Here is an 11,559-nt window from a genome sequence, read left to right as displayed (position 1 = left end):
CGTCACGCCGCCAACGCGCCGCTGCCGGCCGCGTCTTCAAGCGCCGCGGCGCAGCCTTCCATATCCCCCTGCGGCGGCTGGGCCGGTCCTGCTCCGCTTTGCGGCCCCACCCAGTTATGCACACCCGCCTTCAGTTCGACCTTGCCCGGGGCATGCAGCTGAATGCCGCCGCCCTCGATGCGCATATAGGCGCCCGCTGCCGTGGCCAGCACTTTCTTCGACGCGTTCACGTCGACGGCGCCTTGCGCCGATACCAGGGTCACCGCCTTTTCCGCGGCCAGACGCATGCGCGCCTTCTGGCTCTGCAAGCGCAACTTGCCGCCGGCGGCATGCAGACGGATGCCTTGTTCCTCGACCGCGCGGCCACTACCGCCCAGTCCCTTGGTGAAGAGCACCACGCCCTGCGCCACGCAGATGGCCAGGTTCGCGCCCGCGGCCCAGTTCACGTCGGGCGCGACTTGGCACAAGGTGGTTCCGGCTACCGTGAAAGCGTTGTGCGGCGTGTACTGGCCGATGCCTTTGGGTGCACTCACCTGGATGTGCGGCTGCGTATAGGCAGGCACCGTGACGGATTCCTCCGCCTTGGTGCCCTCGATCACTTTGCGCACCGCGTCCAGCTCATTCAACGCGCGCGTCTTGTCGCTATCGCCCGACAGCGTGGCCTCCTGGCGTACGGCCGTGGCGGCTAGCTCGCCCGCCTGTTCGATCGCCTTTTCCATCTGCTTGATGGCCTCTTCGCTGTCCAGCAAGCCGCCGGCAGCACCCTCGCGCTTGTCCGCGCTGATCAGCAAGCCTTCGCCTGCCCGCAGCGCCAGCGCTTCGCTTGTGGCCAACTCGGCGCCGTGGCCAAGGTCAGACAGCCGTTCGTTGTCACGCTGCTGCTTCAAGTGCCCCAGGTTCAACCGCGCCTCGGCCTGCGTGGTGGAAGCGGTCAGGCGCGATTGCCCCGGCGTGTCGTCCTGCACCAGCTGGTTGAACCCGCCCATGCCCCGCCCGCTTTCGGCCAGGGCCTGCGTCTTGAAGCCCGACATCACGACATTGTGCGCATGGCCCGCTTCACTACCCGCAAACCAGGCAGGCGCGTTGCCGGTGGCCTTGGCGGCCCCGCCCTGCACCTGGTTATTCGCGGCGTTCTCGGTGCCCGCGCCGTTGTACAACGCGCCCACCACCACCGGGCGGTCGATATCACCATGCAGGAATTGCACCAGCACTTCCTGCCCCAGTCGCGGCACGAAATGGCCGCCCCAATCGGACCCGGCCACCGGCTCGGCGACACGCACCCACGTGCCCAGCGCATCGCTGGCCGGTGCATTGTCCGCGCCCGCCGGGTGATCCTGGCGATTGCTGGAAGCGCTGCCGCGCTGCCAATGGAACTGGATCTTGATGCGATGGTCACGGTCTGTATGCACCGGGTCGGCCGCGCCCACCACCAGCGCGGTCTGGGCGCCATGCACCGTGGGGCGCGGATGCAGCCGCGCGCCGTGGCCATCCCGGGTACTGGGCCGATACTCCAGCGAGGCGGCAATTGCCTCGAACCGATTCCGGTAGAAGTCCGCCTTGTCGTCCTGGGACTCGCCGGCCGCGCCCAGCGCGTCGGCCACCGCGCGCCCCAAGCTCTCGTCGAAATTGTTGCGCGCTTCGTGGTGGATGCGCAGCACCACGAAATCCGCGCCAGCGCCTTGCGACGGCCCCCAATGGCCCGTCAACGTAAATCGCTGCGCCGCCGCCAGCGTGCGCACGGTGCCCTCGCCTTCATACAGGGCCTGGCGCACGCGTTGTGCGGCCAGCGCGTTGTGGGCCAGTCGGTCGCCTTGATCTCCGTCCTCGAACAGATACTGGCCGGGGTAATCGGAGTCGGCCAGCTCCATGGCGTTGGGCAGCTTGTCGTCGACCTGGGCGCTGGCCTTGCGGGCCTGCATCGCGCGGTAGTCCCAGGTGGCCAGGCGCACGGCATTGGTGCGCCAGGTGCGGCTTTGCCGCCAAGCCTGGATGGTGTCTTCGGTCTCGGTCGCATCCGCGCGCTGGAACTTGACGCTCTCTTGCGGGCCGGCTTCGAACGCTCCGTTGTGGTCGGCGATGACGACAGTATGCGTGCCGGGTTCGCCCTCGCCCGCCTCGTGCTCGACCCAATAGAACAGCCCTTCTTCGGCCAGCAAGCGCTCGACAAAGGCGTAGTCAGTTTCGCGGTACTGGATGGTCAGGCTGCGTTTCGCGTAGGCGTCGCAGTCCTTCACTTCCCAGCGCCATTGCGGCGCCACCGCGCCCTGGCCGTTGTAGTCGCCAAAGACGCTGTCGATGATCTCGATCACCGACAAGTCCTGGAACGCGTAACTGTCGCGCCGCTGGCGCAGCAACGCCAGCCACGGCTCGATGCGCAGCCGATAGCGCGCAAAGCCGCCGTTCGCGCCGTCGAAGCGGGCCTCGGACACCAGGCCGCACCAGGCACGGTGTTCGTCGCGGCCCAAGGCGGTCTGCAGCGTCACCTGCACCGGCTGGCCAATCAGCGACTTCAGCGGGATGTGCGCATCATCGGACAGCGCATCCACGTGCAGGACGAAGCCGCCGTCGCTCAGTTGCTCGGTGCCGTAAAGCCGCTCCGCCAGCAATTTGTCCTGGCCCAGCGGCGTGCTCAGGTCCAGCAGGCGATCGGCCTGGGTGAAGCCTGCGCCCAACAGGCTGGCGGCGGCTAGTTCAAGGGCCATGTCGGCGTCTCCTCTGGTCAGCTCATGCGGAAGCGGAAGTCGCCGTTCTTGCCCGCGCCCACGCGGATCTTGGCGATGGTTTCGCCCTGCGCCATGCGGCTGAGCACCTGTTCAGCGATCTCGGGCAGCAACGCGCCGTTGAGGATATGGTCCACATTGCGCGCCCCGGTATCCACTTCGGTGCAACGCGCCAGCACCGCCTCGACCAGCGCCTCGTCCCATTCGAATACGGCGCGGTGCGTAGCCTGCACCCGGCGCGCAATGCGTCCGAGCTTCAGCCCGATGATGTGCGCCAGCGCGTCGTCGTCCACGGGAAAATAGGGAATGGTCTTCATGCGGCCCAGGAAGGCGGGCTTGAACGCCTTGTACAGCTGCGGCGTCAGCAGTTCCGACAACTGGTCAGGCGACGGGCGTTCGTCGGCCGGCTTGTTCAGGCACGCCTGCATGATCGTGCTGGACCCCACGTTGGACGTGAGGATGATCAGCGTATTGCGGAAGTCGATCTCGCGGCCCTCCGCGTCGTCCATCACGCCTTTGTCGAACACCTGGAAGAACAGCTCCAGCACGTCGGGGTGGGCCTTTTCGATTTCATCCAGCAGCACGACGCTGTAGGGCTGGCGCCGCACCGCCTCGGTCAGGACGCCCCCTTCCCCGTAACCCACGTAGCCGGGCGGCGACCCCTTCAGGCCCGAGATGCTGTGGGCTTCCTGGTATTCGCTCATGTTGATCGTGACCAGTTTGCGCTCGCCGCCGTACAGGATGTCGGCCAGCGCTAGCGCCGTCTCGGTCTTGCCTACGCCCGACGGCCCCACGAACAGGAAGACGCCCTTGGGCTTGTCCGGATCTTCCAGGCCGGCGCGCGCGGTGCGCACGCGCTGCGCGATGGCATGCAAGGCATGGTCCTGGCCAATGACGCGCTCTGCCAGCATCGGCTGCAGCTGCAGCACCGTGCGGATCTCGTCGTTGACCATGCGCCCCAGCGGGATGCCCGTCCACGCCGACACGATTTCGGCCACGATCTGGGCGTCCACGCAGGCGGGCACCAGCGGCTGCTCGCCTTGCAATGCCCGCAGTTCGTCCATCAATCCGGCCAGCCGCTGCTGCTCCGGCGTCAGAGCTGGCGCGGCAGCCTTGCGCCGCGACGAGGACGGCGCCGCGGCATCTGCCACCGGCGCGTCCCGCCCTTGAGCCTCAAGCTCGCCTCGCAACGCGTGGATCCGTTCCACCAAGCTGGTCTCGGCCGCATGGCGCGCTTCGGCGTCCGCCAGCGTCTGCTCGACCGTCGTGATCTCCTGGTCCAGTTCAGCCAGGCGCGCATTTGGCGTACCCGTGGCAGCCTCGCGGCGCAACGCCGCCTGTTCCGTGCGCAGGCGGGTCAGGCGATGGCGCGCGTCGTCGATCAAGGCGGGCGTCGCGCTGCGGCCCAGGGCCACCCGCGCGCAGGCCGTGTCCAGCACGCTGACCGCCTTGTCGGGCAACTGCCTGCCGGTAATGTAGCGATGCGACAGCCGGGCGGCGGCACTGATGGCCTCGTCCAGGATGCGCACGCCGAAATGCCGCTCCATCAGCGGCGCCATGCCGCGCAGCATGGACGCGGCCAACCCCTCGTCAGGCTCTTCCACCTTGACCACCTGAAAGCGGCGGGCCAGCGCCGCGTCTTTCTCGAAGAACTTCTTGTATTCGCTCCACGTCGTAGCGGCGATGGTGCGCAGCTCGCCGCGCGCCAACGCCGGCTTGAGCAGGTTCGCCGCGTCGCTCTGGCCCGCCTGCCCGCCCGCGCCGATCATCGTGTGGGCTTCGTCGATGAACAGGATGATGGGCGACGGGCTTTTCTTGACCTCGTCGATCACGTTCTTCAGGCGGTTTTCGAACTCGCCCTTGACGCTGGCGCCGGCCTGCAGCAAACCCATGTCCAGTACCCGCAGCGTCACGTCGGCCAAGGCCGGCGGCACGTCGCCTGCCACGATACGCAGCGCCAGGCCCTCGACCACGGCGGTCTTGCCCACGCCCGCCTCGCCGGTCAAGATGGGATTGTTCTGCCGGCGCCGCGTCAGGATGTCGATCATCTGGCGGATCTCGGCGTCGCGGCCGATCACCGGATCGATCTTGCCTTCGCGGGCGCGTTCGGTCAGGTTGGTGGTGTACTGGTCCAGCGCGGGTGTCTGGGTCAGCCCCGGCGCCGGCTGCCCGGCCTCGCCTTGGGACGCCGCGCCATCGGAGAAGGCGACGGCCTGCCCGGCCTCCTCCGACCCTTCCGTCAGCGCCGCGAAGTCATGCTTGAGTTCATCCAGCCGGAACGACTCAAACAAGGTAGACCCCCGCCGGGCCAGTTGCGCCAGATCAGGTTCGGTCAGCAGCGCCAGCAACAGGTGCCCGGAGCGGATGCGCGTCGTCTGCGTGTCCAGCGACGCGATCAGCCAGGCGTGCTCGAACAACTTGGGCAGATGTGCCGAAAACACCGGCGTGCGCGTGTTGCCGTTCTTGAAGCGGCCGATCTCGGCTTTCAGGTCGGCTTCCAGCGCGTCGGTATGGATATGGCAGCGCCGCGCGATGATGCTCACGTCGCTGGCCGGCTTTTCCAGCAGCGCCAGGAACAGGTGCTCCAGATCCACCTCGTAATGGCCTTGCGCCATGCACAGGCTGGCGGCGCGTTCGGCAGCCTGGCGGCACGTCTGGTTCAACTTCCCGATCAAGGTCTTCAGCGGTGTAGCCATGAGTCTCTATGTCTGATGGATCAGTGAATGGTGTGCAGTTCGTAGCTGGCGTCGTCGCGGTCCGCGTCGGCCGGGCCGGTGCACAGGAACGAGTTCCAGCCCAGGCGCACCTCGCCGCCTTCGCCCAGTTGGCTGGGGGTGACGCTCTCGCGCGCCAGCACCAGCCGTACCTCGTATTCGAAGGTCATGCCGCCGAACATCGTCAGCAATTTCTCCAACGCCTGGGCACGCTCGCCGCCCGGCAGGAAGTCCGCGAACGCCTGACGCGACAGCGGCCCGATCCACAGGCGGATGCGCAGGTCGCGCTGCCAGATGCGGTCGCCAGCCAGCGCCGACACGCCCAGCACGGCCCCCGGGTGCCCCAGTTGCGTGCGGTTCTGCGGCGGCACGTCGTACCAGCGGCCCACGAACTGTTCGACGCGCAAGGGCACGCCGAAGTAATCCTGAAGCACGCGTTGCAGGAACGGCGCGGACACGGGCCGTTGGCGCGCCGCCGCGGCGTAGTGGGCGACGGATTCGTCATAGACCCGGCCGGCACCGTTGTGCAGTCGGTCGCGCAGCGCGGGGTGACCGATGCCGCCCAGCGCCAGCAGCAGCGGCAGGTAATGATGGTCCTGCTCGGTTTCGTGCCGCAATGGCATGCGGTACTTTTTCCAGGCCGCATAGAACAGCGCCGCCGCCCGGTTCGAGAAGATGTCGAAGAAGGCGCGCGCGCCGCGGTCGCGCCGCAGGCTCTCGCGATTGGCCAGCATCTCGGAATAGTGCAGCGGCAATGCGCCCTGCGCCCCAAGCAGGCCAAAAAACGCCGGGGTCAGGTCCACCCGCCCCAGCCGCCCCTCGGCCACGGCGGCCTTGCGCGCCGCCTCGTCGGCCAGCACGTCGCCGTTCTTGTCGTACGCCACCGCATCGACGATTTCGCTGGGGGGAAAGCCCAGCCCCGGCGAATTGGGAAAGCGCAGATGCACGGGCACCGTGTGCCGCGTGCCGCCCCGCTCCTGGCGAGCAAAACATTGCTCGAGCAAGCGCACCGCCTGGAAGAACTTGAATCGCTGCGGCTCTGCCAGCAGCGTATCCATCACGCTAGGATGGCGTCGCCGTTGCATGGGGGGCATCGTAGTAGTTCCTCTGCGCCGCGGCGCGACAGCACGACCAGTTGCACGAAGCTGTTGGCGTGCACGTAAAGGCCGAAGAATCGGTTGATGACCGCCACGAAGGTATGCAGGCTGGTGCCCACGAAATGGTCTTCATTGACGGTCAGGCGGATCTCGATGCCGCGCACGAAGGTTGCGAAAGGCTCGCCAGGCATCCAGTGCGTGGCTGGCTTGTAGTCCAGGCCCACCAGCCCTTCGATCTGGCGCGCGGCCACGGCCGACCCGGACAGGTCATACAAGCGCAAGGTTTCCTTCAAAGCGGGCAGTCCGCTTTGCACCAGCGACAAGTGGTTCAGCGCCAGATGCGAAATCAACCGCCAGTGCGCGGCACGGCCCTGCTGGAACCGGTGCGAGTTCGTCGGCCGGCGCAGCATGCGGATGGCGCGCGCCACCGTGCCGCCCTCCAGGAACAGGTCGCCGCCCGATTGGCCCACGGCGATGTGCGAAGGCAGGTCACGGTTGGTGCAGGTCAGGTCCAGGCTGAGCGTTTCGGTCTGCGGCACGGACGGGTCGAAATCGATGTCGACGATCGAGATCTCGGTCTCGTAGCCCGGGCTGCGTTGCGCCATGGCCGCATCGCGCCGCATCGTCCAGTAATGGCCGGCGGCCTCCGGCGACTCGCCATGATGCAGCGAATAGAACGGCCGGAAGTCCACCACCGCGTCGCCCTGCGCGTTCTGGCGCACCTGGCGCACGCGGTCGATCGAATAGACCTCGTAGCCAAAAGCGCGCCGCGCGTCGGCCACCACCGGGTACGAGGCGGCCGCATGCGTCACGCGGATGGGGTCGGCGCGCTGCGTGAACAGGTTCACCACCGGCGTGCAGCCCAGCCGCAGATTGTCCACCGTGGTCGACTCCAGCAGGCGCGCGGTATTGGAATCGGCGCGCAACCCGCTGACCGGCAGATGCAGCGTGAACTGCCGCGCCGTGCCCAGGTAGGGGCGCAGCGCGGCCAAGTCGATATCGACGAAATTGAATTTTTCGGAAAAGACGAAGTATTCGGCCAGCAGCCGATAAGCCGGATGCGAGCTGGCCGGAAAATCGATCAGGGCATCGTCCTCGGCAAGACCGACCTGCGCCAGCGGAATCGCGGGCAAGCGGTCCCATCGCCCCGGCTGCAACTCGACATATGCCGCCGCCGTGCGCAGGAACAGCGCATCGCGCAGCGCCGCCACGAATGACGGTTCGCCATGCAGGTACACCCGCAGCTTGTCCACGCCAGGCAGGCCAAAATGCTGGGTTTCGCCCTGACATCCCAGCGTGACCGAGAACCGGCCGGTGACGCCCGCAGGCAGCTTGGCCGTGGCCGGCGCGTTGGCGCTGGACACGAAACCGGCGCGCTGCACCTCGATGGGCGCCAGCGTCACGGCATAGGCCGTGCGGAACCGGCACGCCACCCCGCGCACGGGATGCGATTTCAACTCCGTGCCACGCGCGATGCGCACAGGCGCTGTCAATTGGGCGCCCGCGCCACCCAGGTCGAACTGGGCCACGCTGCAAGACGGAAACGGCCGCAGATAGTGCGGGTACATCACCTCGAACAGCGCCTCGGTGAATTCGGGGTAGTCGTCGTCCAGCTTCTTGTTGATGCGGGCGCTCAGCAATGCGAACGATTCGATCATGCGTTCGACGTGCGGATCCTCGCAGGTCTCGCCAGACAGCCCGAGACGGGCGGCGATCTTCGGATACCGTTCGGCGAAGTCGCGCGACGAACTGCGTAGAAAACCAAGTTCGCGCTCGTAATAAGGCAGCAATTCTTCCATTGTTGTCTTCCCTTCCAGCGCGCCAGTGCATCTGCACTACGGATTGATGCGTCAGACCGTGGCCGGGCTCTTGGCCCAACCCTTGGTCACGGAGTACTGCAAGGTCGACGGCTGCAATGTCGCGTCGAAGGTCACGGGCTCGTGGGCTGGCCCCACGTCCAGCATGGCCGTGATCGCGAAATACAGCACCGACGTCGCCCGGCTGTCGACCTGCAGCATCACCCGCACATGGGTCAACCGGGGCTCGTGCCGCGCGATCGCCTGTTCCAGCGAACGGCAGATGAACTCGCGGTCGTAGTGACTGGCCAGGCTCAATCCGGAAAAGTCGGACAGCCCGTACGTCAGCAACGACCGCTGGCAGTTCGGATAGCGCCTCAAGTCGTCCTCGGTGAACACCATGCGGGTGTTCAGCAAGGCCTCGATGTCGCGCGCCACCGTCTCTTTCATTTCTTCGATCGACAGGCGGCGCAACGCATAGGGCGACTGGCCCTCTCCTTCGAACAGCTTGTCGAACAGACTCGGTTCGAATCCTTTCATCGGGGCCTCAAATAAAAAAGACAGCGACCCGGCACGGGCCGCGGTCTTCTTGCCGACGCAGCCGCGATCAGACCGAGTAGGTCTTGTCGTTCTTGGTCAGACTCCAGGCGCCCTGGGCATTACCGCCCTGGTTTCCGCCCACCTTCTGCTGCGTGTACTTCCACTGCACGGCGGCGTACTTCAGCGAGAACGACTCGTGCGGCAGCCCTTCGGCGACCACTTCGGGCGCGACGCGGGCGATGATCACGTACTTCAGCTTGATCTCGAGGTACTTGACGCGGTTGCCTTCGCCGTCGGCGCGCAGGAAGTCGATGGTGACTTCGTCGAAGGTGGTGCCGCCCGAGGCGTGCTGATACAGCAGCGGGCTGACGACGTCCAGGTCCTTGGTGAAGACCATTTCCCCATGTTCGGTACGCTCAGCGGTATGGCCGCCCGAGGTCGAGGCGGTGGCCGAGCGCGGCTGGATGATCTCGTGGCGCCACGAACTGACTTCGATCCAATCCGGGTGGTCCTTGTCTTGCGACTCGCCCTTGAGCGCCGGATTGCCGAACTTGACGTAGATGTCCTTCATTGTTGATAACCTCTTTTAATGGATGAGTTGTCAGTGCAATGACGCTCAGGATTTCTGGGCCTGGGCCGGCAATTCGGCAACCAGGCGCAACGAGATCGAGAGTTCGTCAAGCTGGAAATGCGGCCGCAAGAACGCCACGGCACGGAAGACGCCGGGACGTCCAGGGACCTCGGCCACCTGCACCGAAGCTTCACGCAGCGGGAACTGCGCTTTTTGTTCCTGCGTCGCGTTGTCGTCCAGCAGCACGTACTGCGACACCCAGCGATTCAGGAAACTCTCTACGGACTGCGCCGACGCGAAGCTGCCGATCTTGTCGCGCATCATCGCCTTCAGGTAATGCGCCACGCGCGAGACCGAGAAGATGTATTGCAACTGCGCCGACAGCACCGCGTTGGCGTTGGCGCTGTCCGTGTTGTATTTCTTGGCCTTCTGCACCGACTGCGCGCCGAAGAAGGCCGCATAGTCGGAGTTCTTGCAGTGCACCAGCGGGATCAGCCCCTGGTCGCTCAATTCCTTTTCGCGACGGTCCGTGATCGCGATTTCGGTCGGGCACTTCAGCGCGATTTCGCCGTCGTCCGTCTTGAAGGTGTGGGTGGGCAGGTTTTCGACCAGGCCGCCGCCTTCCACGCCGCGAATCGCCGCGCACCAGCCGAAGTCCGCGAACGCGGCTGTCAGGCGCGCGCCGAACGCCCATGCAGCGTTGCACCAGAGATACTTGGAATGGTCGGTGCCGTCGACGTCCTCGACGAAATTGAAGCCTTCGACGGTGGTGCCCTCTACGGGGTCATACGGCAGGCGGCCCAGGAAACGCGGCATGGTCAGGCCCACGTAGCGCGAATCTTCCGAGTCGCGGAAGCTGCGCCACTTGGTGTATTCCACGGTGTCGAACACCTTGGCCAGGTCGCGCGGACGGCCCAGGTCAGCGAAGCTGTCCAGCCCCAGCAGCTCGGGCGACGCCGAGGCGATGAACGGCGCGTGCGAGGCCGCGGCCACGTGCGACATCTGTTCGATGAAGTACATGTCCTCGGGTTGGCGCGTGATCTCGAAGTTGCCCAGCAAGGCGCCGAACGGCGCGCCGCCGAAGGTGCCGAACTCTTCTTCATAGACCTTCTTGAACATCAGGCTCTGATCGAAATCGATCGCGGTCTGGAAGTCGCGCACCAAGTCGCGCTTGGTGGTGTTCAGCACCTTGATCTTCAGCATCGGGCTGGTGTCGGTCTCTTGGCACAGGTAGTGCAGGCCGCGCCACGTGCTCTCGAGCTTCTGGAATTCGGGCGCATGCATCACTTCGCTAAGCTGCGCCGAGATCAGGCGGTCCAGCTCGGCGACGCGCGCATCCAGCATCGCCGACAGGTTGTCGGAAACGACCACGGTGCCCTTCATCACTTCGCGCACCAGTTCGCCGATGATGTCCTTGGCGCGATCGTGCTCGGCCGTGGACTTGGCCACGCGGCTTTGCTCGACGATCTGATCCAGCAGCCCGCTCTGGGTATCGGCCGCGGCGGCGGCGGCGGTGTTTTGCGCGGCGGCGGAATTACTCATTGCGGCCTCCCTTGTCGGTCTCGCTGGTCAGCTGTTGCAGTTTTTCCGTGCTGGTCAGCACTTCGCCCAGCAGGTCTTCAAGCTTGTCGTTGCCGGCCAGCTTGTTGCGCAGGTCGGCCAGCTTGGTGCGGATGTCCAGCAGCTCGCGCAGGGGGTCTACCTGCTGCACGACGGCCTCCGGACGGAAATCCTCGATCGACCGGAACTTCAGGTCCACACCGAACGTGCCGCCCTCTTCGGTCAGGCTGTTCTTCACGCGGTACGCGGCGCGCGGCTCCAATCCGCGCATCACGTCATCGAAATTATCGACGTCGATGTTGACGAACTTGCGGTCCTTCAGCCGCGGCAGCTCGGCTTCGGATTGCGCGCTGAAGTCACCCACCACGCCAACCACGAAGGGAAGCTCCTTCTGTTCGATGGCGTCGCCCTTCTCCACGTCATACGTGAGCTGAACGCGCGGCGGGCGAACTTTCTGCAATCGTTTCTGAACGCTTTCTTTCTTGGCCATGGAAGGCTCCGTGCAAAGGATCGTGTCTGTCGGTCAAGCGTGCGCCGCATGGCGCGGCACACGCCGAGGCG

8 protein-coding genes are annotated in these 11,559 nt (G+C 65.9%); all 8 read right to left on the bottom strand.

Annotated elements, in window-relative coordinates; translation table 11 throughout:
* Nucleotides 1-2 precede the first annotated feature (2 nt).
* The gene (locus CEY09_RS16010) at nucleotides 3-2,702 is read right to left on the bottom strand and encodes a type VI secretion system Vgr family protein (RefSeq protein WP_088589399.1); all 2,700 of its coding nucleotides are present in this window, start codon (nucleotides 2,700-2,702) and stop codon (nucleotides 3-5) included.
* 17 nt (nucleotides 2,703-2,719) lie between these two features.
* Entirely contained in the window at nucleotides 2,720-5,416 is a 2,697-nt protein-coding gene (tssH, locus tag CEY09_RS16005; protein WP_088589398.1) for a type VI secretion system ATPase TssH, read from the bottom strand.
* 20 nt (nucleotides 5,417-5,436) lie between these two features.
* A complete protein-coding gene (gene tssG / locus CEY09_RS16000) occupies nucleotides 5,437-6,528 on the bottom strand; it encodes a type VI secretion system baseplate subunit TssG (RefSeq protein ID WP_167390087.1) in 1,092 nt (363 codons plus the stop codon).
* On the bottom strand, nucleotides 6,492-8,330 hold the full coding sequence (gene tssF, locus CEY09_RS15995; protein WP_088589396.1) for a type VI secretion system baseplate subunit TssF: 1,839 nt from the start codon (nucleotides 8,328-8,330) through the stop codon (nucleotides 6,492-6,494). The genes tssG and tssF overlap by 37 nt, the downstream gene beginning before the upstream one ends.
* 51 nt (nucleotides 8,331-8,381) lie before the next feature.
* Nucleotides 8,382-8,867 carry a type VI secretion system baseplate subunit TssE gene (gene tssE, locus CEY09_RS15990; protein ID WP_088589395.1) on the bottom strand — a complete coding sequence of 162 codons (486 nt, stop codon included), beginning with the start codon at nucleotides 8,865-8,867 and terminating at the stop codon, nucleotides 8,382-8,384.
* A gap of 67 nt (nucleotides 8,868-8,934) precedes the next feature.
* Nucleotides 8,935-9,438, bottom strand: a complete 504-nt coding sequence (locus CEY09_RS15985) for an Hcp family type VI secretion system effector (protein ID WP_006226591.1) — start codon at nucleotides 9,436-9,438, stop codon at nucleotides 8,935-8,937.
* A 45-nt stretch (nucleotides 9,439-9,483) separates the two neighbouring features.
* The gene (gene tssC / locus CEY09_RS15980; protein WP_088589394.1) at nucleotides 9,484-10,980 is read right to left on the bottom strand and encodes a type VI secretion system contractile sheath large subunit; all 1,497 of its coding nucleotides are present in this window, start codon (nucleotides 10,978-10,980) and stop codon (nucleotides 9,484-9,486) included.
* Nucleotides 10,973-11,488, bottom strand: coding sequence for a type VI secretion system contractile sheath small subunit (gene tssB, locus CEY09_RS15975; RefSeq protein ID WP_006226593.1), 516 nt, complete (start codon nucleotides 11,486-11,488; stop codon nucleotides 10,973-10,975). Before tssB ends, tssC begins: the two co-directional genes overlap by 8 nt.
* Nucleotides 11,489-11,559 lie beyond the last annotated feature (71 nt).

This window comes from Achromobacter marplatensis (genome assembly GCF_002209535.1).
Lineage (GTDB): Bacteria > Pseudomonadota > Gammaproteobacteria > Burkholderiales > Burkholderiaceae_B > Achromobacter > Achromobacter marplatensis.
Note: the sequence above shows the minus strand (reverse complement) of the source record. Positions and strands in the feature narration are given on the sequence as shown.

Coding starts and splice junctions, on each gene's coding strand:
- tssB (WP_006226593.1), bottom strand. CDS start 11,488: ATGGCCAAGAAAGAAAGCGTTCAGAAACGATTGCAGAAAGTTCGCCCG.
- CEY09_RS16010 (WP_088589399.1), bottom strand. CDS start 2,702: ATGGCCCTTGAACTAGCCGCCGCCAGCCTGTTGGGCGCAGGCTTCACC.
- tssG (WP_167390087.1), bottom strand. CDS start 6,528: ATGCCCCCCATGCAACGGCGACGCCATCCTAGCGTGATGGATACGCTG.
- tssH (WP_088589398.1), bottom strand. CDS start 5,416: ATGGCTACACCGCTGAAGACCTTGATCGGGAAGTTGAACCAGACGTGC.
- tssF (WP_088589396.1), bottom strand. CDS start 8,330: ATGGAAGAATTGCTGCCTTATTACGAGCGCGAACTTGGTTTTCTACGC.
- tssE (WP_088589395.1), bottom strand. CDS start 8,867: ATGAAAGGATTCGAACCGAGTCTGTTCGACAAGCTGTTCGAAGGAGAG.
- CEY09_RS15985 (WP_006226591.1), bottom strand. CDS start 9,438: ATGAAGGACATCTACGTCAAGTTCGGCAATCCGGCGCTCAAGGGCGAG.
- tssC (WP_088589394.1), bottom strand. CDS start 10,980: ATGAGTAATTCCGCCGCCGCGCAAAACACCGCCGCCGCCGCCGCGGCC.